The following is a 23,207-nucleotide window of genomic DNA, read 5'->3' on the forward strand; positions in this document are numbered from 1 at the left end:
TTGCGCGCCTTACGATCCTTGCGCGCCACCGCCGGTCACGTGCTGGAAGCCGGTGTTGACGGCGAGCAGTCCGCCGTCGACGCGCAGCGTGGTGCCGGTGACCCAGGACGCGTCGGCGGAGGCGAGGAAGGCGACGGCCGCCGCGATGTCGTCGGGCTCACCGACCCGGCCCAGCGGGTAGGCCGCTGCCAGCCGGTCCAGCTGGTCCGCGCGGTCGGCCCAGGCGGGGGTGCGGATCGTGCCGGGGTGGACGAGGTTGACGCGCACCCCGCGCGCCGCCGCGTCGCCCGCGAGCGTACGGGTCAGGGAGGCCAGGCCCGCCTTGGCGGCACTGTAGGCGTGGTTGCCGAAGTCCTGCTCGCCGTTGACCGAGCCGATGTTCACGATGGCGCCCCGGCCGGAGGCGGCGAGGTGCGGCAGGGCGGCGCGCGAGCAGCGGAAGGCGCCGGTGAGGGTGATGTCGAGGTCGCGGGCCCACCCCTCGTCGTCCTCGTCCTCGAAGCGGTCGGCGTCCGCGTGGCAGGAGTAGGCGTTGTTGACCAGGATGTCGAGGCGGCCGAACTCCTCGACGGCGAAGGCGACCGCCGCCTCCACCGAGGCCCGGTCGGCGACGTCGCAGTGCCGGGCCACGGCGCCCTTCAGCTCGGCGGCGGTGGCCTCGGCGCCCGCCAAGTCGACGTCGGCGATGAGGACTTGGGCGCCTTCGGCGGTGAGCCTGCGCGCGACGGCGGCGCCGATGCCGCGGCCCGCGCCGGTGACCAACGCGATGTGTCCTTGGAAGCGGGCGAGGTGCGAGGCGTTCTTCTCAGGATGCGTCATAGGGTCGAACGTAGCGCCCGCACCAGAGCCTGGGCGCGGGGATCGGCGGTGACGTTCCGCTGGTGGCCGTTGGTCACGTAGCCGAACGCGATGCCCGACTCGGGGTCGGCGAAACCGAGCGAGCCGCCACGGCCGGGGTGGCCGAAGGAGCCGGGGGCGAGCAGCGGGGACGCCGGGCCGTGCAGCATGTAGCCGAGCCCGAAGCGGGTGTTGACGACGAGCACGCGGTCGGGCCCCTCGCTCTCCTCGGTGCGGGCCAGGGTGAGCGTCGCGGGCGCGAACAGCCGCTGCCCGCCGTCCACTTCGCCGATGGTGGCGGCGTAGAAGCGGGCCAGGGCGCGGGCGGTGGAGATGCCGGCGGACGCGGGGAGTTCGGCGGCGCGGTAGGCGGGGTCGTTCTCGTCGGGCAGCGGGTCGATCGCGCCGAACGCACGGCGGGTCAGGGATTCCGGGTCGGCGTAGGCGTCGGCGACGGCGCGTTTGGGGCGCAGCCGCAGGCCGCCCGCGCCCTCCTCGGGCGGCTCCACGGGGCCGACGCGGCCGACCCGGTGCGCCTCGGTGGCGGGCACGCCCATCCAGAAGTCCAGGCCGAGCGGGCCCGCGACCTCCTCGGCGAACCAGCGGCCGATGGTGCGGCCCGTGACCCGCCGGACCAGTTCGGCGACGAGCCAGCTGTAGGTCTGCGCGTGGTAGCCGTGCGCGGTGCCGGGCTCCCAGGCCGGGGCCTGCGCGGCCACCGCCGCCGGGCCCGACTCGCCGTCGACGGCTTCGGCGGGGGTGAGCGGGCGGTCCAGTGCGGGTACGCCGGCGCGGTGGGCCAGGAGGTGGCGGACCAGGGTGCGGTCCTTGCCAGCGGCCTTGAACTGCGGCCAGTACGTGGACACCGGGGCGTCCAGGTCCAGGCGGCCGCGCTGGTGCAGGAGGAGGGGGACGGCGGCGGCCACGCCCTTGGTGGCGGAGCGGACGATCTGGGCGGTGTCCAGGGCCCAGTCCGCCGTGCCATGCACGTCCTTCGTGCCGGCCCACAGGTCGACGACCTTGCGGCCGTGCCGGTACACGGCGAGGGCGGCGCCGTGTTCGCCTCGGTGGGTGAAGTTGCGTACGAAGGCGTCCTGGACGGGTTCGTAGCCCGGTGTGATGGCACCCCGTACGTCGACCACGCCCAACTCCCTCACCACTAGCCCCGTCCCCCCATGCCCCATGGTGCCCCACACCCCCCTCACCCCTGAACGCCACCCTCAATCGCCGGGCAGGCTGAGGTATGCCCATGCGGGCCGGCATCGACCCCGCCAGGGGCAGACGCCGGACGGCCTAGGGATGTGCACATGGGCCGGCACGCACCCCGCCAGGCACGCGGGGAACCGCGCGCCCAGCCACGCACGGTTCGCGGCCGGGGCCCTGGGCTCCGCCCCAGACCCCTTATCGCGCTGAACGCGCTCGTCCTCAAACGCCGGACGGGCTGACCATGCACATGCGGACCAGCACGCACCCCGCCAGGCACGCGGGGAACCGCGCGCCCAGCCACGCACGACCCGCACTCGGCGAACAGGGCCCGCGTCAGCGCGCGGCGGGGTTGAAGCCGAACGGGAGTTCAAGGCGGTGCGTGTGCATCAGGGGCGCGTCGGACAGCACGTCCCCCGTCGCCCCGTCCGCCACGATGACCCCGTCACTGAGAATCACCGCCCGCTCGCAGAGCTCCAGCGCATACGGCAGGTCATGCGTGACCATGAGCACCGTCACGTCCAACCCCCGCAGGATGTCCGCCAGTTCACGCCGCGACGCCGGGTCGAGGTTGGAGGAGGGCTCGTCAAGGACCAGGATCTCCGGGGACATCGCCAGCACCGTCGCGACGGCGACCCGGCGGCGCTGCCCGAAGGACAGATGGTGCGGCGGCCGGTCGGCGTACTCCGCCATCCCCACCCGAGCCAGCGCCCCCATGACCCGTTCCTCCAGCTCCGCCCCCCGCACCCCCGACGCCGCCGGGCCGAAGGCGACGTCCTCGCGGACCGTCGGCATGAAGAGCTGGTCGTCGGGGTCCTGGAAGACGATGCCGACCCTGCGCCTGATCTCCGCGAGGTTCTGCTTGGCGACGGGCAGCCCGGCCACGGTCACCGAACCCGCGCCGCCTTCGAGGATGCCGTTGAGGTGGAGGACGAGCGTCGTCTTGCCCGCGCCGTTGGGGCCGAGCAGCGCGACCCGTTCACCGCGCCCCACGGTCAGGTCGACACCGAACAGCGCCTGATGCCCGTCGGGGTAGGCGAAGGCGAGGCCGGACACTTCGAGGGACGGGACGTTCACAGGGGCCTCAGCGGTCGTAGGGGTGGTACGGAGTTCGGTCTGCGCGGGGTCCGGCCCGGCGGACGGCTTCACGGGGTCCGGCCCGGCCGCCCGCTTCACAGGGTCCAGCCCAGCAGGCACACCACCAGCGCCGCCCCCGGCAGGGCGACCGCCCGGGTCCACTGGGCCCGCGTCGCGGTGACCTCGTCGATCACCGGCATCGTCCCGGCGTAACCACGGCTGACCATCGCGAGATGGACGCGTTCGCCCCGCTCGTAGGAGCGGATGAACAGCGCGCCGGCGGACTTGGCGAGGACGCCCCAGGAGCGCACGCCCCGCGCCTCGAAGCCCCGCGAGCGTCGGGCGATGGACATGCGGCGCATCTCGTCGGTGATGACGTCCCCGTACCGGATCATGAAGGAGGCGATCTGGACCAGGAGCGGGGGCAGCCTGAGGCGCTGGAGGCCGAGCAGCAGCGAGCGCAGCTCGGTGGTGGAGGCGAGGATCACGGACGCGGCGACGCCGAGCGTGCCCTTGGCGAGCACGTTCCAGGCGCCCCACAGGCCGCTCTCGCTGAGCGAGAGGCCAAGGACGTGGACCTGCTCGCCGGGCACGACGAACGGCATGAGCAGGGCGAACGCCACGAACGGGACCTCGATGAGCAGCCGCTTGAGCAGGTAGCCGGCGGGGATGCGGGCCGCTCCCGCCACGGCGGCGAGCAGCACGGCGTACAGCGCGAAGGCCCACATCGCCTCGCGCGGCGTGGAGACCACGACGAGCACGAACAGGAACACCGCCGCGAGTTTGCAGTGCGGGGGCAGTTCGTGGACCGGCGAGTGGTCGTGCCGGTACAGCCGGTGGGAGTGGCCCGCGCCCACGTCAGACCGTTTCCGGGGTGCGTTCGTCGGCGGGCCGCGTCCGGCGCCTGCGGACGACCCAGAACACGCCGCTGCCCACCGCGACCGTGGCGCCGACGCCGATCACTCCGGCGAGGCCGCCGGCCAGCCGGGCGTCGCCGATGTCCTTGACGGAGTAGTCGGCGAGCGGCGATTCGGAGCTGGCGTGCTGGGTGGTCTTGGCGTCGATGCCCTTGTCGTGGGCGACCTTCTCCAGGCCGTCGGGGCTTGCGGAGGCGTAGAACGACACGAAGCCGGCGAGCAGCAGGGCGGTGACGATGCCGATGCCCCACACCTTGCGGGTGGAGCCGGCGCGGGCGGGGGCGGCCGGTGCCACGGGGGCGGCGGGCGCATCGATGAGCTCGCCGCCGACGCGCAGCTTGAGCGGCGCGCTCAGGCCCCGGGCGCCGTACACGAGGTCGGGGCGTACGGCGATGACGGCGCCCACGGTGAGCGCGGTGATGACGGCCTCGCCGATGCCGATCAGGACGTGCACGCCGACCATCGCGGTGAGCACCTTGCCGATCGGTACGTCGGTGGTGCCGCCGAGCGCGTAGATCGCGGTGAAGACCAGGGCGGCGGCCGGCACGGACAGCAGCGCGGCCACGAACGAGGCGGCGGTCACCGAGCGGCGGGTGCGGGGCAGCACCTTGACCAGCGCGCGGAACACGAGGTAGGCGACGACGGTGGTCGTGATCGCCATGTCGGTGATGTTGACGCCGAGCGCGGTGAGGCCGCCGTCGGCGAAGAGGATGCCCTGCATGAGCAGGACCACGGACACGCACAGCACGCCGGTGTAGGGCCCGACGAGTATCGCGGCGAGCGCGCCGCCGAGGAGGTGCCCGCTGGTGCCGGCCGCGACGGGGAAGTTCAGCATCTGCACCGCGAAGATGAACGCGGCGACCAGGCCCGCGAGCGGCGCGGTCTTCTCTCCTCCGCCGCTCAGCGCGTTCGAGGCGCCCCCGAGCTCGCGGCGCGCGCCGCGCAGACTGACGGCGACGGCGGCGGCGGCGACCACGCCTGTGACCGCCGATACAGGTGCGTTGATGAATCCATCGGGTACATGCATGGGTGGACTCCGTTTTCCCGTGGGCGCCCTCTTCCCTGCGCGGGCGTGCGCAGAACCGTCTGATGATAGTGCCCTGTTGCGAACCTCTTGCAAAAGCGTACGAACAACAGGTGACAAGCCGACTCGCTGGGGGCTTCGCCCGGAAATATGGGACATTGGAGAACAAATAGCGCGAACCGGAAGTTCGGTATCCGACAGCACCAGGGTGAGGAGCGATCGATGTCCCCCGCAGTCGAGGACCACGCCGAGGACCATCCCGCCGGACGCGCGGTGGAGGAACACGCGCGGGCCCGCGTCGTCACGGACGCCCCGCTGTCCAGCCCCGTCCCGGTCGCCCTGCGCTACGACCCCGCCGACGCCTCCGGAGCGGTCTGCTTCGCCTTCCCCGGCGGCAACGAGTGGATCTTTCCGCGCTCGCTCCTGGAGTCGGGCCTTCGCGCTCCCGCCAGCCGGGGCGATGTGAGCGTCTGGCCCTGCGGCCGGGCCCAGACGGTCCTCGAATTTCACTCGCCCGACGGAGTGGCCGTCGTCCAGTTCGACAGCTCGCCCCTGGTGCGCTTCCTGCGCCACACCTACGCCACCGACGCCCGGGCCGCGCCGTCCCCCACGGGCTCCGGCCGCTGAGGCCCCGGACAGCCCGAAGGCCCCCCGCGCGTGGTGCGCGAGGGGCCTTTTGGCGCCGGCGGTCCCGTCCCCACAGGCCGCCCGCGTCGGCCGGGGCTCTCTCGGCCGCTCGGTACGGAGAGCCCCGGCGTTCAAGGGGCGGGGTCAGACCCGCGCCAGTTCACGGTCGCCGTCGGCGTCGCCTGCCCCCTGCTGCTTGAGCAGGCCCTCGCCCTCGACGTCGACGTTCGGCAGCGCCTTGTCCAGCCAGCGCGGCAGCCACCAGGCCTTCGCGCCGAGCAGGGCGAGCACGGCCGGCACGATGGCCATGCGGACGATGAACGCGTCGAAGAAGACCGCGATCGCAAGACCGAAGCCGATCATCTTGATCATCTGCTCGCTGGAGCCGATGAAGCCGGAGAAGACCGCGATCATGATGACGGCGGCGGCGGTGACCACCCGGGCGCCGTGCTTGAACCCGGTGACGATCGCCTGTCCCGGCCGCTCGCCGTGGACGTACGCCTCGCGCATCCGCGTGACCAGGAAGACCTCGTAGTCCATCGCGAGACCGAAGACCACGCCCACCATGAAGATCGGCATCATCGACATGATCGGGCCGGTCTGCTGCACGCCGAACACCGAGCCGAGCCAGCCCCACTGGAAGACCGCGACGACCGCGCCCAGGGCCGCGACGACCGAGAGCAGGAAGCCGAGGGCCGCCTTCAGCGGGACCAGGACGGAGCGGAAGACCACCATCAGGAGCAGGAAGGCGAGGCCGACGACGAGCGCCAGATAGGGCAGCAGCGCGTCGTTCATCTTCTGCGAGAAGTCGATGTTCATCGCGGTGGAGCCGGTCACCAGGAGCTTGGCCCCGGTGTCGGCCTTGAGCGAGGCACCGGTGTCGCGGATCGAGTGGACCAGGTCCTCCGTCTGCGTGGAGGACGGCTTGGACTTCGGGATGACCGTGATGGTCGCCGTGTCGTTGCCGGAGTCCTTGTTGTACGCGGGCGGCATGACCGGGCCCGCGTCCGGGAGCTTCTTGATCGCGGCGACCGTGGCGTCGGCCGCGCCCTTGACGCCCCCTGCGGCGCCCTTGCCGTCCACGACCACCATGAGCGGCCCGTTGAAGCCGGGTCCGAAGCCCTCCGAGAGGGCGTCGTAGGCGCGGCGCTGGGTGGTGGACGTCGGCTGCGAGCCGTCGTCGGGCAGACCCATCTGGAGCGAGCTCGCGGGCAGCGCGATCGCGCCGAGACCGATGACGCCGGCCAGCAGCACCCACACAGGCTTGCGCAGCACGAAGCTCGCCCAGCGGGTACCCATGTTGGGCTTGGCGTCGGCGGCGCGCTCGCCCCGCTCGTGCGCCTTGCGGGCCTTGCGGCCGAGCACCCGCTTGCCGGCGAAGCCGAGCAGCGCGGGTATGAGGGTCAGCGCGATGAGGACGGCGATGACGACCGTGCCGGCCGCGGCCACACCCATCTTGGTGAGCATCGGGATGTTGACGACGGCGAGGCCGACCAGGGCGATGACCACGGTCAGACCGGCGAACACGACGGCGGACCCGGCCGTGCCCACGGCCCGTCCCGCGGCTTCCTCGCGCTCGCGGCCCTCGGCGAGCTCCGCCCGGTAGCGCGAGACGATGAACAGCGCGTAGTCGATGCCGACGGCGAGGCCGATCATCATCGCGAGCGTGGAGGTGGTGGAGCCGAGGTCCAGCACGTTGGCGAGCGCGGTGATGGTGGAGACGCCGATGCCGACGCCGATCAGCGCGGTCAGCAGCGGCAGCCCCGCCGCGACCAGCGAGCCGAAGGTGATCACCAGGACGAGGCCCGCGATGACCACGCCGACGATCTCACCGGCGCCGGTCTCCGGCATCGCCTGGAGCGCGTCACCGCCGATCTCCACGGTGAGCCCGGCCTTCTTCGCGTCCTCGCCGCTCTTCTTGAGCGCGTCACGCGTGGCGTCGGTGAGCTGCATCGCGTTGGCCTTGTAGGAGACCTGGATGTAGGCGACGGAACCCTGGCCACTGTGCGAGACGCCGCCCGCGGCGAACGGGTCGGTGACCTTGGCGACCTGGTCGGAGCCCGACTTCAGACCGGCCACGGTCTTCTCGACGGCGGCCTTGTTGGCGGGGTCGGCCATCTTCTGCCCGGCCGGCGCCTTGAAGACGACGCGGGCGGTGGCCCCGTCGGCGGTCTGGTTCGGGAACCGCTCCTTGAGCAGGTCGAAGGCGCGCTGCGCCTCGGTGCCCGGGATCGAGAACGAGGAGGAGGTGGCGGTGGTGGCGGAGGCGGCACCGAACCCGGCGAGCGCGAGCAGTGCCACCCACACCAGGGCGACATAGCGGCGGCGCCGGAAGGCGAACCTGCCGAGGCGGTAGAGGAACGTGGCCACGAGGGCGTACTCCCGGTCGAGTCGTATGGAAGAGCAGGGCATGGGGAACCAGCCCGACGACGAGAGCGGCGTACGTCAGGTGGAGTGGGTACCGCGTGGGGAGTGCCGGGCGGGGTGCCTAGCGGGGGTCGCCGAGGGCGGGGAGGACCACGGCGTCGAAGTAGTCGGCGAGGAAGGCCTTGTCGACGGGCCGGTCCTCGATGAACTGCCGGGCCGCGAAGGCGCCGACCATCATGTGCACGACGTAGGGGAGGGCGCGGTTGTCCGCACTGACCTCACCGCGGTCCACCGCGCGCCGCAGCACCGTGTCGAGACCGGTGATCTCCGGCTCGATCAGCACCTCGCGCAGCGCCTTGTGGAGCTCGGGGTGGTCGTGAACGGCCCGCATCAGACCCCGCATCAGCGCGGAGTCCTTCTCCATCTGACAGTCGTCCTCGCGGGCGACCATCGCCTGGAAGTCGCCGCGCAGCGAGCCGGTGTCGATCTCGGCGAGACCGACCGGCTTGTTGTGGCGCAGCGCCCGTGCGACCAGCTCCGGCTTGTTCCCCCACTGGCGGTAGAGGGTGGCCTTGCTGGCACGGGTGCGGGTGGCGACGGCGTCCATGGTCAGGGCGTCGTAACCGACCTCGCGCAACAGGTCGAGCACGGCTTCGTAGAGCTCAGCCGCGCGTTCCGGGGTGAGTCTGCCCGCCATGTCCGACCTCCTCTCCTTTTGCTTACCGTACGAAGGTAACCTCGGCGCGAAGCGAAACGAAACCGTTTCGCTTGTGTTCTCGGCCACAGGTGTCGGAACGGAATAAGCGGCCGCCGAAGCGGAATTAACCCCTCCCACAAGTTGCCGCACCCCTCCCCCGCGGAAAGCATTGGGGGGTGAGTGACGACGCCGCGTACCTCAGGTTCCCGCATCTGCACGACGACTTGCTCTGCTTCGCCGCCGAGGACGACCTCTGGGTCGCCCCGCTGGTGCCGGCCGGGCACAGCCCCTCGCGCGCCTGGCGGGTCACCGTCGACCGCACCAAGGTCGGCCATCCGCGCTTCTCGCCCGACGGCCGCCACATCGCGTACACGACCTGGCGCAGCCTCGATCCGGAGATCCACCTCGCGCCGGTGGACGGCGGACCGGCGCGCCGGCTCACCTACTGGGGCTCATCCGACGCCCGGGTCTGCGGCTGGTCGCCGGACGGGCACATCCTCGCGGTGTCCTCGCACGGGCAGCCGTTCTCGTACTTCTCCTGGGCCTACAGCCTGCACACCGACGGCTGCCCCGGCGGCAAGCTGCCCTGGGGCCCGGTCTCCGACATCGCCGTCGCCGACCTGGCGGGCGAGCGCCGCACCCTGCTGCTCACCGGGAAGCCGCCGCACGAACCGGCCGCCTGGAAGCGCTACCGGGGCGGCGCCACCGGTCGTCTGTGGCTGCATGGCGAGCGGCTGCTCGCCGACATCGGCGGCCATCTGGACTCGCCCATGTTCGTGGACGGCCGCATCGCCTTCCTCTCCGACCACGAGGGCGTCGCCAACCTGTACTCCTGCCGGCCCGACGGCAGCGATCTGACCCGCCACACCGACCACGACGCCTTCTACGCCCGGCACGCCTCCAGCGACGGCCGCCGGGTGGTCTACCAGTGCGCGGGCGACCTGTGGATCGTGGACGCGCTCACCCCCGACTCGGTGCCGCGCAAACTCGACGTACGCCTGGGCGGGCCGCGCGCCGGGCGGCGCACCTATCAGGTCCCGGCCGCCAACCACGTGGACGCGCTGGCCGTGGACACCACGGGACGGGCCAGCGCCGTCGTGGTGCGCGGCAGTCTGTACTGGCTCACCCATCGCGACGGGCCCGCGCGCACCATCGCCGACACCCCCGGCGTACGGGTGCGGCTGCCCGAGATGCTGGGCAGCGGCGGCCAGGTCGCCTACATCACGGACGCGGACGGCGAGGACGCGGTGGAGATCGCCTTCCTGCCGCGCGCCAGCGGCGAGCGCCGCCCGCGCCGCCTCGCGGCGGGGCGCCTCGGCCGGGTGCAGGAGATGGTCTCCGACCCGCAGGGCGAACGCCTGGCGATCGCCTCCAACGACGGCCGGCTCCTGCTCCTCGACGTGGCGGAGGAGGCGGCGGCCGTCGCGGAACCGACCGGCGCGACACGGCTGCGCCGCTATACGGAGCCGGAGCCGGAGTCGGACCCAGAACCGGGCGGGGCGACGGACGACCGGGGTGGCGCCGCGGACTCCGGCGCGGGCGCGCGAGGGGACGCGCCGGGATCGAGCGCGGACGCGGGCCGAACGCATGCGGGCCAGGCGGACCCAGGCCAGGACGACGCGGGCTCCGGTGCCGGGGCGGGCTCCGGTGCCGGGGCGGGCTCCGGTGCCGGGGCGGGCTCCGGTGCCGGGGCGGCGGGCAGTCCCCCCGGCTCGGGCGCCGCGGCCGTGCCGCCCGCGTCCGCCACCGTGACCGGCGAGGGCGAGGTGACGGAGCTGATCCGTTCCGTCAACGGACCTGTCCGCGACCTCGCCTTCTCGCCCGACGGGGCGTGGCTGACCTGGTCGCACCCCGGCATCGGACGCTCCCTGCGGCAGATCAAGATGGCCCGGATCGCGGGCCCCGGCCCGCACACCGTCGTCGACGTCACCAACGGCCGCTTCGAGGACGAGAATCCGGTGTTCACCAGCGACGGCCGCTATCTGGCGTTCCTGTCCTGGCGCGGCTTCGACCCGGTGTACGACGTGCACACCGGTGACCTCTCCTTCCCGCTGGGCTGCCGCCCCTACCTCGTACCGCTCAACTCGGCGACGCCCTCCCCGTTCGCGCTCTCCCCGGACGGGCGGCCCGCGGCGGGCGGCCTGGACCCGCTGGACGACTCGGGCGACGCCACCGTGACGGTGGAGATGGAGGGTCTGGAGAGCCGGGTCACGCCGTTCCCGGTGTCCGCGTCGAAGTACTCGGCGCTGCGCCCGGTCGCCGGAGGCGGTCTGGTGTGGCTGCGCTGGCCCATCTCGGGCGCACTCGGCGAGACCTTCGCCAACCCGGCCGACACCTCTGGCCGCCCCACCCTTGAGCACTTCAACATCTCCAAGGCCCGCAGGACCGAACTGGTCGACCACCTCGACCACTTCGCGATCAGCGGCGACGCCAGCCGTCTCGTGGTGGTCGACGAGGGCGAGCTGCGCGCGGTGCCGGCCACCGAGCCGGGCGACAACGACTCGACGGTCTATCTGGACCTGCGGCGCATCCTGCACGAGGTCGATCCGGGGTCGGAGTGGCGCCAGGCGTTCGACGAGGCGGGCCGCATCATCCGCTCCTACTTCTGGGACCCGAAGATGTGCGGCATCGACTGGCCGGACGTGCTGGACCAGTACCGGCCGCTGGTGGAACGGGTCGCGTCCCCGGACGAGTTCGGCGATCTGCTGCGCGAGGTGCTGGGCGAGCTCGGCACCTCCCACGCGTACGTCACGGCCGCGCGGCGCAACGAGGGCCCTCCGCACTACCAGCGGGCCCAGGGTCTGCTCGGCGCCAACCTCGTGTGCCGGGAGGGGAGTTGGGTCGTCCGGCGGATCCTGCCCGGCGACTCGTCCGACTCCAAGGCGCGCTCACCGCTCGCGGGCGCGGGCATCCGCGAGGGCGCGGTCCTCACCCATGTGGACGGCCGTCCCGTCGATCCGGTGGCCGGGCCCTATCCCCTGCTCGCGGGCGCGGGCGGCACGACGGTCGAGCTGACCTTCCGTCCGGCGGGCAGCGAGGGCAGGTCGCGCCGGGTCGCGGTGGTTCCGCTGGTCGACGAGCGGCCCCTGCGCTACCAGGACTGGGTGGCCAAACGCCGTGAGGTGGTACGGGAGTTGAGCGGCGGCAAGTGCGGCTATCTGCACATCCCCGACATGGGCGGCTCGGGCTGGGCCCAGTTCAACCGCGACCTGCGCCTGGAGGTCAGCCGCCCCGCCCTGATCGTGGACGTACGGGGCAACGCGGGCGGGCACATCAGCGAGCTGGTGGTGGAGAAGCTGACCCGGCGCATCCTCGGCTGGGACCTGACGCGGGACGCGCAGGCGGTGTCGTACGCCTCCAACTCGCCCCGGGGTCCGGTGGTCGCCCTCGCCGACGAGGCGACGTCCTCGGACGGCGACATGATCACGGCGGCGTTCCGGCTCCTGAAACTGGGGCCGGTGGTGGGCCAGCGCACGTGGGGCGGGGTGGTGGGGATGACGGGCCGCCACACGCTGGGGGACGGCTCCGTCATCACCGTGCCGATGAACGCGGCGTGGTTCGACGCGTACGGGTGGTCCGTGGAGAACCACGGGGTGGAGCCGGATCTGGAGATCCTGCGCACCCCGCTGGACTGGGCGGAGGGTCGCCATGCCCAGCTGGACGACGCGGTCCAGCTGGCCCTGGACCTCCTGACCACCCGCCCCGCGTCCACCCCACCCGGCTACACCACCACCCCGACCCGCCGCCGCCCCCCACTCCCCCCAAGACCGTCCCGCCCTTGACCCGGCGACCCGTGCGTGGCTGATCGCGCAGTTCCCCGCGCCCCTAACTACTTGGCGCTGGCCCACACCGGCACCCTCAGCCCGTCCGGCGATTGAGGACGAGCGCCTTCAGCGCGAACGGGGTCTGGGGCGGAGCCCCAGGGACCCCTGCTGCGGACCGTGCGTGGCTGATCGCGCAGTTCCCCGCGCCCCTAACTACTTGGCGCTGGCCCACACCGGCACCCTCAGCCCGTCCGGCGATTGAGGACGAGCGCCTTCAGCGCGAACGGGGTCTGGGGCGGAGCCCCAGGGACCCCTGCTGCGGACCGTGCTGGGCTGAGCGCGCAGTTCCCCGCGCCCCTGGCAGGGTCGGGCCAACCCCGCGCCGCTTGGCGGGGTCGAAGGGGGCCCGCACCCCATCGCTAAACCTGCCCGCGGCGCTCGTCCGCCGCACCCCCCGCCCCGACCAACCCCCGCCCCACCGACCCCAGCCTCGGCTCGAAGCGCCGCATCTCCCGCGCCCCCACGGCCCCGATCACCCCGGGCAGATATCCACGCACGGACTGCATCCCCCGCAGCCACCACTGCGCGTACACATGCGAGGACCGCCGCTCGATCCCGGCGACGATGCGATCGACGGCCGGCCCGAGCGGATACGTCCGGTTCGACGGCCACGGCAGCCGCGAGCGCAGCTCACGCATCACGTCGTCCTGGTCCGCCCCGCGCACCATGTCGGTGTCGGTCCACGACAGGTACCCGACCCCCACCCGCACCCCCTTGTAGCCGACCTCCGCCCGCAGGCTGTGCGCGAACGCCTCGACCCCGGACTTCGACGCGCAGTACGCCGTCATCATCGGCGCCGGCGTGATCGCCGCGAGCGAGGCGATCTGGAGGAAGTAGCCGCGCGACTCCATCAGGACGGGCAGGAAGGCCCGCGCGGTGACCGCCCCTCCGATGAGGTTGACCTCGATGACCCGGCGCCACGCGTCGGGGTCGGAGTCGACGAACGGCCCCCCGGAGGCGACCCCCGCGTTGGCGACGACGATGTCCACCTTGCCGAACCGCTGCTTGACCTCGGCCGCGACCCGCGCCATCGCCTCGTGGTCGGTGACGTCCGCGTACCAGGACTCCGCGTCGGTGCCGAGCCGCGCCGCGACCCGCTTCAGCTCATCGGGTTCGAGCCCGACAAGCGCGACCCTCGCCCCGCGCGCGGACAACTTGCGCGCGAGGAGTTCGCCGACCCCCCGGGCCGCGCCCGTGACGACGGCGACCTGCCCTTCCAGTACGGCCCTGCTCATACGGCACTCTCCTCGGCGTCGACGGCGGCGAACGAACCCGGGGCGGCCGGCGCGGCCAGATGCGCGGCCACCAGCGCGCGGATCTTCCCGGTGATGAACTCGGACGCCTCGATGGGCGTCATGTGCCCGACGCCGGTGAGCACGTCGAGCGAGCGGCAGTCGGGCAGCGCGTCCGCGATCCGCCGCGCGTGCACGGGCGGCGTGAGCCGGTCCACCTCGCCCACCACCACGGCCGTGGGCACCGCCAACTCCCGCACGGACGCGCTCACTTCGAGCTCGGCCAGCACCTGGGACCAGGCCTGACGCACCCCGCGCGGGCAGGCGTGCACGATCCTGGCGCACGCCTCGACCTTGTCCGGGGCCGCGCCCGGCCCCATCGTGGCGTATCGCAGGACCTTCTTGGCGAGCGGTGTGACCGGCCCGAGCGGCGCGCCGGAGGAAAGGACGCGCCCGGTCAGCGCGGTCCGCAGCCGCCCGGCGCGCAGGGGCACCACCCGCGACTCGGCCACCAGACGCGAGGCGCCGGTGCTGCACAGCAGGACGGCGGCGGCGTGCTCGCGCGGGCCCGGGCGCCCGGCGGCGGCCATGAGCGTCATGCCGCCCATGGAGTGCCCGGCGAGCACCGCACGCTCGCCGGGTGCGAGCGCCGCGTCGAGCACCGCTTCGAGGTCGTCGGCGAGCGCGTCGGCGGAGCAGACCTCGGCGGCGGCGGTCCGCCCGTGCCCGCGCTGGTCGTAGGCGATGACCCGGCACTCGCCGGCCAGCGCGCGGATCTGCGCCGCCCAGAACGCCGTCGAACACGTCCAGCCGTGCGCGAGGACGACGGCGGGCGCGCCGGCGGGCCCGTGCACCTCGACGTGGAGCGGGGTGCCGTCGGCGGAGTGTGCGGTCAGGACGCGGTCGGGCAGGGGCGGGGCGTACACCCCGCGCCGGACGGCCCCGGCGCCGGCCCGGCTCACGCGGACACCGCCGTCGCGCCTGCGACGCCGGCCCCCGAGGCCCCCGAGGATTCAGCCCCGGCCCCGGTTTCCGTCCCGGCGGCCCGGGCCCGTACGACCTCGTACTCGCCCAGATCGACCTCACGCGTCGCGCGGCGGAACTCACTGGTGGTGCCCGGCCAGACGGTGGTGTTGCGGCCGGCCGCGTCGAGGTACCAGCTGGTGCAGCCGCCGGTGTTCCACACGGTGCGCTTCATGCGCTCCTGCACCCGCCGGTTCCAGGCGCCGACGGCGGAGGGGCGCGGGGTGAGCGCGGCCCGCCCGCCCAGCACGTTCAGCTGCCTCAAGTAGTCGGCCATATAGGCGAGTTGGGACTCGATCATGAGGATCATGGAGGAGTTCCCGAGGCCGGTGTTGGGCCCGATGATGGTCATCCAGTTGGGGAACCCGGCCGCCGTCGCGCCGCGCAGCGACTGCATGCCGTCCTTCCACGACTCGGCGAGCGTGTGCCCCTCGGCGCCCACGACGCGGTCCGCGATCGGCATGTCGGTGACGTGGAACCCGGTGCCGAAGATGATCGCGTCGACCTCGCTCTCGGTGCCGTCGGCCGCCACCAGGGTGGAGCCGCGCACCTCGGCGAGCCCGGAGGCGACCACGTCCACGTTGTGCCGGGCGAGCGCCGGGTAGTACGAGCTGGAGAGCAGGATCCGCTTGCAGCCGATGCGGTAGTCGGGCGTCAGCTTGGCGCGCAGGGCCGGGTCCTTGATGGCGCGCGCCATGTTCCCCTTGGCTATGGACTCGACGAGCCCGAGTTCGTTGGGCCGCTTGGTGAACGCGCTGACCTGCAACTCCCGTATGCCCCAGAGGAGTCCGCGCCGCGCGGCGCCGGTGAGGGGCAGCCGGCGGTGCAGCCAGCGTTCGGCGCCGCTGATCGCGCGGTCCATGCGCGGCATGACCCACGGCGGCGTCCGCTGGAAGAGGGTGAGGCGCGCGACCTCGGGCTGGATGGCGGGCACGATCTGGATGGCCGAGGCACCCGTACCGACCATGGCGACGCGCTTGCCGCGCAGGTCGTAGTCGTGGTCCCAGCGCGCGGAGTGGAACACCTTGCCGGGGAAAGTGCCGAGCCCGGGTATCTCCGGCATCTTGGGGTCGGAGAGCGGCCCGGTGGCGGAGACGACGACGTCGGCGGTGAGCGAGGCGCCGCCCGCGATCTCGATCTCCCACCACAGCCGTTCGGCGTCCCAGCGCATCATCGTCACCTCGTGGTCGAGGCGGATGTGCGGGCGCAGCCCGAAGGTGTCGGCGACGTGCTCCAGGTAGGCGCGGATGTGCCGCTGGCCCGAGAAGGTGCGGGGCCAGTCGGGGTTGGGCGCGAAGGAGAAGGAGTAGAGGTGCGAGGGTACGTCGCAGGCGCACCCGGGGTAGCTGTTGTCGCGCCAGGTGCCGCCGACGGATCCGGCCCGCTCCAGGACGACGAAGTCGGTGATCCCCTCGCGCCGCAGCCGGACCGCCGCGCCGAGCCCGCCGAACCCCGACCCGACCACCGCGACCCGCACGTGCTCGCGCCGGTCCCCGCGCCCGGCCGCCCGCCCGGGTGCGGCCTCATGTCCGTGCTCGTCCTCGTGCTGGGCCATGCCACTGCCTCCACGATCGGTTCCCTCAATACTGCCAGCAATCACTGGCACTGTTGGGAGAGTAGAGCAGACACATACCGAGCGGTAGGGGGGCGGCCGCGAAAGTTACCGGGGGTACGTACGGGTGGGCGTCCCGGCCCACGAGGCGGGCCGGGATGCCGGAACTTGGGGGCGGTCGGCGGCGTACGCCCAGCGCATAGGCTGAGCCGCGTGGCAGACGACCAGGCGCGTAAGGGCACCCACAGCACGCACAGCGGGCGCGACAGCGGGGCGGCGGGACGGGACGGCGTCCACGGCACCCGCGAGTACCGCATGTCGGAGCTGGCCCGGGAAGCCGGCATCACCGAACGCACCCTGCGCTTCTACCGCGAGCGCGGCCTGATCCCGCCACCCCGCCGCGAGGGCCGGATCGCCTGGTACGACGACCACCACCTGGCGCGCCTGCGGACCATCACCGCACTCCTGGAACGCGGCCACACCCTCTCCGGCATCGCCGACCTGACCTCGGCGTTCGAGTCGGGCCGCAACGCGGGCGAAGCGCTCGGCCTGGTCGAACCCACCGAGGAGACCCCGGTGCGCCTGACGCCGGAAGCGCTGGCGGACCACTTCGCGGGCCAGGTCACCCCGGAGAACCTGGCGGCCGCGCTCGACCTCGGCTACCTCGCGGTGTCGGGCGAGGAGATCGTCCACATCAGCCGCCGCCTGCTGGACGTCTCGGCGTCCCTGGTGCGCGAGGGCGTACCGCTGGCCGCGGTCCTGGCGGCGGGCCGCGAGGTCCGTGAGCACGCGGACGCGCTGGCCGCGCTGTTCACCGACCTCCTGCGCACCCACGCGTCACCGCAGGACACGGAGCGGCTGCGCCCGCTGGCGAAGGCGGTGGTGGACGCGGAACTGTCCTTGGCGCTGGACCGGCGGCTGTCGGGAGAGCGGGAGGAGTAGGGGCGCGGAGGTGACGCGGCGCGGGGGCCGAGGTGCCGGGGGGCCGGGGCGCGGGGGCCGGATGGCGCTTTTTTGGGTGCCCGCCCCCGGGTTGAGCCGGGCCTACAGGTCGTACACCACCGTCACCGGCGCGTGGTCGCTCCACCGCTCCCCGTGCGTCGCCACCCGTTCGACGTACGCCTTGACCGCGCGTTCGGCGAGCCCGGCCGTGGCGACCTGGTAGTCGATGCGCCAGCCCGTGTCGTTGTCGAAGGCGCGCCCCCGGTAGGACCACCACGAGTACGGGCCCTCGACGCCGGGGTGCAGAGCGCGCACGACATCGACGTACCCGCCGTCGGTGGCGTCGAAGACCCGGGTCATCCACTCCCGCTCCTCGGGCAGGAAGCCGGAGTTCTTCTTGTTGCCCTTCCAGTTCTTGAGGTCGGCCTCCTGGTGGGCGATGTTCCAGTCCCCGCAGACGACGACCTCACGCCCGTCGGCGGCGGCCCGCACCCGCAGTTCCTTGAGGTATGCGATGAACTCGGCCATGAAGCGGACCTTCTCGTCCTGCCGCTCGGTGCCGACCTCGCCGGAGGGCAGATAGAGGGAGGCCACGGTCACGCCGGGCAGGTCCGCCTCGACGTACCGTCCACTGCCGTCGAACTCCGCGCTCCCGAACCCCGTACGGACCCGGTCGGGCTCGCGCCGGGTGAGCAGCGACACACCGGCGCGGCCCTTGGCGGCGGCGGGGGCGTGCACGGCGAACCAGCCCTCGGGCGCCCCGGCCTCGGCGGGCAGCTGGTGGGGCTCGGCCCGCACTTCTTGCAGGCAGACGACGTCGGCCTCGCTGCCCCTGAGCCATTCCACGAAGCCCTTCTTGGCGGCGGCCCGGAGCCCGTTTACATTCACAGAGGTAACAGTGAGCATCCCGGCACCCTACCGACCCGCGGGACCCACCCCGCCCGCATAGAAGTACGATCTAGCGCATGAATATCCGCCGCCTCTCGTACGATCACCCCGACGCGCTGAAGCTCAACGACCAGGTGCAGCTCGAATACATCGAGCGGTACGGGGACGGCGGCGACGCCACGTTCCTTGAGCCCACGATGTTCCTGCCGCCGCGCGGCCTGTACTTGATCGCATACGACGCCGAGGACCGCCCGGTGGCGACCGGCGGCTGGCGCGGCCAGGAGGCGAACGAGGAGAACTACCGCGACGGCGACGCGGAGCTGAAGCGGATGTACGTCATCCCCGAGGCCCGTGGCCAAGGCCTGGCCCGCCGCATCCTGGCCACCCTGGAAGCCGACGCCCGCGCGGCCGGCCGCACCCGCATGGTCCTGGAAACCGGCGACAAGCAGCCGGAGGCGATAGCCCTGTACATGTCGACGGGCTACGAACCGTGCGAAAAGTTCGGCCACTACCGCACCTACGAATCCAGCCGCTGCTTCGCGAAGCCGCTGCGCAATCCCTGACCCGCCCCAGGCACTGCCCGTCGGACGTACCGCGGTGTTGCCGTCGCAACCGCCGTCAGGCGGTTCAGCCCAGGTACGGCTTTTCGCGCTGTTCCAGGAAGTGCTGGAGCCTGAGCTGTTGGGTGTGATGCATGGGCAGCTGCTCGATCTCTTCCGGTGGCACGAACCGGAGTTCGGTGGACTCGTCGGAGATTTGCAATCGCCCTCCGGTGATGCGGGCGGTGAAGCAGACGTTGAACTGGCGGCGGACCTCGCCGTCGGTGTAGGCGATGATGTGTTTCGGGTCGGTGTAGGTGCCGACCAGGCCGGTGATCTCGACGTCGAGGCCGGTCTCTTCCTTGACCTCGCGGACGGCCGTGCCTGGCAGGGAGTCGGTGAGGTCCATGCCGCCTCCGGGCAGGGCCCATAGGTCGTTGTCGCGGCGGCGCTGGAGGAGGATGCGCCCGTGGCCGTCGGTGACGACGGCGGATGCGGCGACGACCATGCTGTTCGGCTCGGGGGCGTTCGGGTCGTCGTAGTACTCGGTGCGGGCCACGGTCAGCCTCCCTCTCGTACGGGAGTTGCCGTCGCCCACACCGCGTCGAAGCTCTCGGCGTAGGTGCCGAACAAGCCGCCTGTCTCGTGTCGGCGAAGATGCCACACCGGGGCGGCGTAGGCGTTGACGCCCCAGACATGGGCGTTGACGAGCTGCTGGTCGTCGGCGCGGTAGAGGGAGTTGTAAAGCGTGGTTACGTGGGTGCGGACTTCGATGCCGAGGGTGCCGGCCAGCGGTCTGTAGTGCATGAGTGCGAGGCGGCAGCGGGATTCGATGCCGTGGCCGAACCTCTCCTCCTGGCCGCGGGCTTGGATGGTGCCGCTGTCGGGGTCCCCGATCGCGATGCGGACGGTGCAGCCTTGGGAGGCGCGTTCGGTGAGGAGTTCGTTCAGCCTCGGGTAAGCCTCGTGGAGGAAGACGGCCGCGTAGACGAGGATGTCGATCCGTTCCCGGGCCTGGGTCAAGAGGTCGGTGAACGTCGAGACGGGGATGTCGGCCCGCTGTTGGTAGAGCGCGACCAGTTCGGGGCTGATGGCGCGGGCGGGGCGGGCCTGGCGGAGCGCCGGCCAGAGTGCGTGCACGTCTTCTCCCAGGGCCTTGGCCGCCTGGAGGGCGGTGGCACTGCGTGGGATACGCCCGAGGTTCACCCAGCGCTCGACCGACTTGGGGTCGACCTCGACCTGCTGAGCGAGTGCGGCGTACGTCCAGCCTCCCGCCGCCATGACGGCTCGTAGTCTCTCGTTCGGCACGAGTCTCACCCTTCGTCTCAGGACGGCACCAGGGACGTTCTACAGGGTGCGGGACGTCCCGAAGTGGGGTTTGGCGGAGGTTCCTTCGTCCCGGCGACCGGCGGGAAGATCGGTGCCGACCGTGCGGCACCAATAATGCCCGGGCACGGTTCACGCCGCTGAGGAGTGTCAACGTGCCTAAGTGCACCACCACTTGTGTTCCGGCCGTACGACTGGATGCCCGGTCGCGGACCGCCTTGCCGGGGAGGTCACGATGACGGCCCGCACCCCCGATACCGACGGGCACACCGTCCCGCCCGATGTCGGCGCCCTGGTGGTCGACCGGCGGAACGGCAAGGTGGGCGTGGTGATGGGCCATGTGGGGACGTACGTGCAGCTTCGGCCGCCGCGCGGTGGCCAGGAATGGGACGTGCCGCCCGAGGACGTACGTTCGCCGACTCCGACGGAGGAGTTGAGCGCGAAGGTGGCCGTGGCCAACCGGAGGTGGGGACGGTGACCCCGCGCTCGGTCCTGCGCTACGAGACCTGGACGCTCCAGCCCGACCGCGAGCCGGACGCGGAGCCGGTCCTGTACGCGATGCAGTGCGCCGTTGACGGCGAGACGTCCCCGACAAGCGAGGACTTCGCCGACCCACAGGACTGGGTCCTGCGGCACTGCGGCCAGAACCCGTCGCACCACACCTACCGGGAGACCATCACCCGCCCCTGGCGGACCTGGCGCCAGACGTGACCCGCCTCGCTCGTCCAGGCGCCGCACCGCGCTGACCCACCCCCGCTCCCGTCCCTGCCAGGCGCATCCCTTCGAGGCTCCCCCGTCCTCGTCAGCCCCGGCAGGGACGGCCCCCCGTTCGTGCCGTGACCATGATTGTGAAACCTCTGAGCACGGCCATCCGTCGTACTCCGTGGCGGTCTGCGTCTCGATGCCGTCCGCGTCCACCACCGTGAACAGGGTGCCGGTGGGCGCCGATGTGTTGTGGTACGGGGCGTACGCGAGGCGGACCTGGCCGCGCTCGTCGTAGAACGTGTCGGTCAGCAGGCGACCGCCGTCGGGTCCCGGCGACTGTGTCTGGCGGACCCGGCCGAGGCCGTCGAACAGGGTGTAACTGGTGTCGGACGAACCGTCGTTGTTCAGCGTGAGGGCGGCCACCGACTGAATCGCGTTGTCGTCGTTGGTGTAGCGCAACTGGAGGTTCGGCGACTGGTTGTTCACCTTGGACCGGTTGGGCAGCCACATCTTCGACGGACGCCCGAGCGCGTCGTATTCGAGGTCGGTGCGCAGGTTGTTGGCGTCGGTGCTGATGAAGGGCAGCCCGCGCATCAGGTCGAGGTAGGACGTGGTGGTCTGGGCCGTGGCCGCGTTGCCGACGGTCGCGGGCGGGCCGGTCACCGCGATCTTGGTGGGCCGTCCGGTGGCCGGGGTGTAGACGGTGCTCGTGGTGCGGGGAGTGGCCGCAGGGGTGGTGCTGGGCGCCTTGGAGGTGTCGGTGGGGTCGAAGACGCTGGGCCGCGTGCGTCGTTCCGGGTCGCCAGATATTCCTTCCAGAACGAGGAGGATCCCACCCCGCTGGAATTGCTCCACGTGGTACGGGAGTTGATGCCGCCCGTCACGAACAGGTCGACCGGCTGCGGGGTACAGCTCCAGGCGTGTGCCTCCCAGGCCCGGAACTTGACGTCCTGGATGTGCTTGCCGACGAACGCCTGGCCCTGCACGGGGATCGAGTACAGCACCCGCTTCACGTCGGCCGGCACGCACCGGCCCTGGTCGCCGCAGTACCCCATGCCGAAGTCTCCGGAGAACTTCCAGAACGACTGGGTGTCCCAGTACCGGGAGATCCCGGCCCAGCCCGCCGCGCGGGGCGCGCGGACATCCGGGTCGATCATCACCGGGAACACGGTGTCGGGCGCGTCGAGGAGCTTCTGGTCCGGGGTCAGGACGAGCGACTTCTGGTCCTTCGGTACCGCCACCTCCACGGGTGCCGCGTGGGTCGAGGGAGCGGCGGCCGCCTCAACGGCGGCCAGGGCGTGCTTGGGTGCGGTGGGGGCCTGTTTGGGTGCGGCCGGGGCTTGCTTCGGCTGGGCGGGCGCTTGCGCGGGCATCCCCGAACCGTCGGCCAGGCCCGGCGACGAGTCGAACATCATCGGCTTGGGAGCCTGGAACACCGTGCCGCCGGCCGCCTTGTCGACGAGGGACAAGGAGCCGTCCGTCTCCTTGCGCACCGTCAGGTCCGCGCTGGTCATCCCGAGCTTCAGCTGGTCCAGTTGCGGGTTCTTGGCCGCCTCCGGCGTCTTGACCACGATCAGCTGCGTGAACCCGGAGTCGGTGGCGGTCATCCGCAGATCGACGTCCGGCAGGATCGAACGGTATTCGGCGGTGTTCCCGCTGACCACCGGCGCGGGCAGCGGGGTCGGCCAGGTCAGCTTCAGTTCCTTGCCCGCGCTGGACATCCGCACCAGCGGCCGCGTACCGCCGCCGGAGAACTCCAGGTCCGTCACGGTGGCCACCGGGGCGATCGTCCCGCCGCCGGTGGTGTGCAGAGTGGTGTCGATGTCGCGCCAGGCACCCGCCTTACGGGTGCGCACCGGCTTGGTGTGAACCGTTGCGGCCAGGCGGCCGTCCGGCTTGGCCACCACCTCGCTCGTCTCGTTCTCCAGCGAGGGGACGTTCACATCCCGTCCGCTACGTCTGGCCTCGGCGACGGCCAGCGACTCCGGCGTCTCCCCCTGACCGGAACGGGCGCTGTTCGACGCGGCGCCCTCACCCGGAGCCGCCGAGTCCGCGACGGCCGCCAAGGGCTGGGCCGTGGCGAACAACAACCCCGACACCACGGCCAACACCGCTTGCCGCACCGCCACCCCACGGCTCGGTCTCCGTCTCACGGCACGTCGGCCGTCCACACCCCGCACTGACGCTCCCCCCACAGGAACAACACAGAAATGACACAAGTGAGCGCATCAAACGCAATGCCAACGCCGCAGGTCAACAGTTTCCCCTCGCCGGAACAGGGCGGCCCCGGCCCGAGATTCCGCACGGCCGGCAACCGATTCCAGCCGATCGGGATCGTCACGACATGCCGAACACCCCCCGGAAGAAGGCGTTTCGAGGAAGAGCTTCCGGCCATGGTGAGGCGCGGCCGAGCCCGCCGAACCTCCC

General features: G+C 72.1%; 20 protein-coding genes. 6 read left to right on the forward strand and 14 right to left on the reverse strand.

Annotation, left to right across the window (positions count from 1 at the left end; all coding sequences use genetic code 11):
- Positions 1-9: 9 nt before the first annotated feature.
- The 5 genes from ABR738_RS17150 to ABR738_RS17170 form a co-directional block, all read right to left on the reverse strand.
- Positions 10-819: an SDR family NAD(P)-dependent oxidoreductase gene (locus ABR738_RS17150; RefSeq protein ID WP_350230851.1), complete on the reverse strand. Its 810-nt coding sequence runs from the start codon at positions 817-819 to the stop codon at positions 10-12.
- Positions 816-2,021 carry a serine hydrolase domain-containing protein gene (locus ABR738_RS17155; protein WP_350230852.1) on the reverse strand — a complete coding sequence of 402 codons (1,206 nt, stop codon included), beginning with the start codon at positions 2,019-2,021 and terminating at the stop codon, positions 816-818. The genes ABR738_RS17150 and ABR738_RS17155 overlap by 4 nt, the downstream gene beginning before the upstream one ends.
- Before the next feature lie 355 nt (positions 2,022-2,376).
- Positions 2,377-3,117, reverse strand: a complete 741-nt coding sequence (locus tag ABR738_RS17160) for an energy-coupling factor ABC transporter ATP-binding protein (protein ID WP_350230853.1) — start codon at positions 3,115-3,117, stop codon at positions 2,377-2,379.
- A gap of 95 nt (positions 3,118-3,212) precedes the next feature.
- Positions 3,213-3,974, reverse strand: a complete 762-nt coding sequence (gene cbiQ, locus ABR738_RS17165) for a cobalt ECF transporter T component CbiQ (protein ID WP_350230854.1) — start codon at positions 3,972-3,974, stop codon at positions 3,213-3,215.
- A gap of 1 nt (position 3,975) precedes the next feature.
- The gene (locus ABR738_RS17170; protein ID WP_350230855.1) at positions 3,976-5,061 is read right to left on the reverse strand and encodes an energy-coupling factor ABC transporter permease; all 1,086 of its coding nucleotides are present in this window, start codon (positions 5,059-5,061) and stop codon (positions 3,976-3,978) included.
- Between the two features lie 219 nt (positions 5,062-5,280).
- On the opposite strand from ABR738_RS17170, the gene ABR738_RS17175 reads away from it, so the two are divergent.
- On the forward strand, positions 5,281-5,685 hold the full coding sequence (locus tag ABR738_RS17175; RefSeq protein WP_350230856.1) for an SsgA family sporulation/cell division regulator: 405 nt from the start codon (positions 5,281-5,283) through the stop codon (positions 5,683-5,685).
- A 144-nt stretch (positions 5,686-5,829) separates the two neighbouring features.
- Here the strand turns inward: ABR738_RS17175 and ABR738_RS17180 are convergent, their stop codons facing one another.
- Together ABR738_RS17180 and ABR738_RS17185 are read right to left on the reverse strand one after the other, a co-directional pair.
- Complete coding sequence (locus ABR738_RS17180; RefSeq protein WP_350234617.1) at positions 5,830-8,055, reverse strand: MMPL family transporter; 2,226 nt, start codon at positions 8,053-8,055, stop codon at positions 5,830-5,832.
- A gap of 118 nt (positions 8,056-8,173) precedes the next feature.
- On the reverse strand, positions 8,174-8,749 hold the full coding sequence (locus ABR738_RS17185; RefSeq protein ID WP_350230857.1) for a TetR/AcrR family transcriptional regulator: 576 nt from the start codon (positions 8,747-8,749) through the stop codon (positions 8,174-8,176).
- 176 nt (positions 8,750-8,925) lie between these two features.
- Between ABR738_RS17185 and ABR738_RS17190 the strand changes: the two genes are divergently transcribed.
- A complete protein-coding gene (locus ABR738_RS17190; protein ID WP_350230858.1) occupies positions 8,926-12,531 on the forward strand; it encodes a S41 family peptidase in 3,606 nt (1,201 codons plus the stop codon).
- A gap of 401 nt (positions 12,532-12,932) precedes the next feature.
- On the opposite strand, the gene ABR738_RS17195 is transcribed toward ABR738_RS17190, so the two are convergent.
- Genes ABR738_RS17195 through ABR738_RS17205 form a run of 3 tightly spaced genes read right to left on the reverse strand, consistent with a single transcriptional unit; the run spans position 12,933 to position 16,383 of the window.
- Positions 12,933-13,808, reverse strand: a complete 876-nt coding sequence (locus tag ABR738_RS17195; protein ID WP_350230859.1) for an SDR family oxidoreductase — start codon at positions 13,806-13,808, stop codon at positions 12,933-12,935.
- A complete protein-coding gene (locus ABR738_RS17200; RefSeq protein ID WP_350230860.1) occupies positions 13,805-14,767 on the reverse strand; it encodes an alpha/beta fold hydrolase in 963 nt (320 codons plus the stop codon). The genes ABR738_RS17195 and ABR738_RS17200 overlap by 4 nt, the downstream gene beginning before the upstream one ends.
- A complete protein-coding gene (locus tag ABR738_RS17205) occupies positions 14,764-16,383 on the reverse strand; it encodes a flavin-containing monooxygenase (RefSeq protein ID WP_350230861.1) in 1,620 nt (539 codons plus the stop codon). Before ABR738_RS17205 ends, ABR738_RS17200 begins: the two co-directional genes overlap by 4 nt.
- A 312-nt stretch (positions 16,384-16,695) precedes the next feature.
- On the opposite strand from ABR738_RS17205, the gene ABR738_RS17210 reads away from it, so the two are divergent.
- On the forward strand, positions 16,696-17,322 hold the full coding sequence (locus ABR738_RS17210; RefSeq protein ID WP_350234618.1) for a MerR family transcriptional regulator: 627 nt from the start codon (positions 16,696-16,698) through the stop codon (positions 17,320-17,322).
- A 102-nt stretch (positions 17,323-17,424) separates the two neighbouring features.
- Here the strand turns inward: ABR738_RS17210 and ABR738_RS17215 are convergent, their stop codons facing one another.
- Positions 17,425-18,228, reverse strand: a complete 804-nt coding sequence (locus ABR738_RS17215; protein ID WP_350230862.1) for an exodeoxyribonuclease III — start codon at positions 18,226-18,228, stop codon at positions 17,425-17,427.
- Positions 18,229-18,287: 59 nt separating this feature from the next.
- Here ABR738_RS17215 and ABR738_RS17220 point away from each other — a divergent pair, with 59 nt between their 5' ends.
- A complete protein-coding gene (locus tag ABR738_RS17220; RefSeq protein WP_350230863.1) occupies positions 18,288-18,773 on the forward strand; it encodes a GNAT family N-acetyltransferase in 486 nt (161 codons plus the stop codon).
- 64 nt (positions 18,774-18,837) lie between these two features.
- On the opposite strand, the gene ABR738_RS17225 is transcribed toward ABR738_RS17220, so the two are convergent.
- Positions 18,838-19,308: an NUDIX domain-containing protein gene (locus tag ABR738_RS17225; protein ID WP_350230864.1), complete on the reverse strand. Its 471-nt coding sequence runs from the start codon at positions 19,306-19,308 to the stop codon at positions 18,838-18,840.
- 2 nt (positions 19,309-19,310) lie between these two features.
- Positions 19,311-20,030 carry a DUF5919 domain-containing protein gene (locus ABR738_RS17230; protein WP_350234619.1) on the reverse strand — a complete coding sequence of 240 codons (720 nt, stop codon included), beginning with the start codon at positions 20,028-20,030 and terminating at the stop codon, positions 19,311-19,313.
- A gap of 280 nt (positions 20,031-20,310) precedes the next feature.
- Between ABR738_RS17230 and ABR738_RS17235 the strand changes: the two genes are divergently transcribed.
- On the forward strand, positions 20,311-20,553 hold the full coding sequence (locus ABR738_RS17235) for a hypothetical protein (protein WP_350230865.1): 243 nt from the start codon (positions 20,311-20,313) through the stop codon (positions 20,551-20,553).
- Positions 20,541-20,786, forward strand: a complete 246-nt coding sequence (locus tag ABR738_RS17240) for a DUF7848 domain-containing protein (RefSeq protein WP_350230866.1) — start codon at positions 20,541-20,543, stop codon at positions 20,784-20,786. Before ABR738_RS17235 ends, ABR738_RS17240 begins: the two co-directional genes overlap by 13 nt.
- A 653-nt stretch (positions 20,787-21,439) precedes the next feature.
- Here the strand turns inward: ABR738_RS17240 and ABR738_RS17245 are convergent.
- The gene (locus tag ABR738_RS17245; RefSeq protein WP_350230867.1) at positions 21,440-22,870 is read right to left on the reverse strand and encodes a hypothetical protein; all 1,431 of its coding nucleotides are present in this window, start codon (positions 22,868-22,870) and stop codon (positions 21,440-21,442) included.
- Between the last annotated feature and the right edge of the window lie 337 nt (positions 22,871-23,207).

The sequence above is a fragment of the Streptomyces sp. Edi4 genome (genome assembly GCF_040253615.1).
In the GTDB taxonomy this organism is placed as follows: Bacteria; Actinomycetota; Actinomycetes; order Streptomycetales; family Streptomycetaceae; genus Streptomyces.

Coding starts and splice junctions, on each gene's coding strand:
- ABR738_RS17150 (WP_350230851.1), bottom strand. CDS start 819: ATGACGCATCCTGAGAAGAACGCCTCGCACCTCGCCCGCTTCCAAGGA.
- ABR738_RS17210 (WP_350234618.1), top strand. CDS start 16,696: ATGTCGGAGCTGGCCCGGGAAGCCGGCATCACCGAACGCACCCTGCGC.
- ABR738_RS17220 (WP_350230863.1), top strand. CDS start 18,288: ATGAATATCCGCCGCCTCTCGTACGATCACCCCGACGCGCTGAAGCTC.
- ABR738_RS17170 (WP_350230855.1), bottom strand. CDS start 5,061: ATGCATGTACCCGATGGATTCATCAACGCACCTGTATCGGCGGTCACA.
- ABR738_RS17230 (WP_350234619.1), bottom strand. CDS start 20,030: ATGGCGGCGGGAGGCTGGACGTACGCCGCACTCGCTCAGCAGGTCGAG.
- ABR738_RS17215 (WP_350230862.1), bottom strand. CDS start 18,228: ATGCTCACTGTTACCTCTGTGAATGTAAACGGGCTCCGGGCCGCCGCC.
- ABR738_RS17235 (WP_350230865.1), top strand. CDS start 20,311: ATGACGGCCCGCACCCCCGATACCGACGGGCACACCGTCCCGCCCGAT.
- ABR738_RS17205 (WP_350230861.1), bottom strand. CDS start 16,383: ATGGCCCAGCACGAGGACGAGCACGGACATGAGGCCGCACCCGGGCGG.
- ABR738_RS17175 (WP_350230856.1), top strand. CDS start 5,281: ATGTCCCCCGCAGTCGAGGACCACGCCGAGGACCATCCCGCCGGACGC.
- ABR738_RS17195 (WP_350230859.1), bottom strand. CDS start 13,808: ATGAGCAGGGCCGTACTGGAAGGGCAGGTCGCCGTCGTCACGGGCGCG.
- ABR738_RS17185 (WP_350230857.1), bottom strand. CDS start 8,749: ATGGCGGGCAGACTCACCCCGGAACGCGCGGCTGAGCTCTACGAAGCC.
- ABR738_RS17155 (WP_350230852.1), bottom strand. CDS start 2,021: ATGGGGCATGGGGGGACGGGGCTAGTGGTGAGGGAGTTGGGCGTGGTC.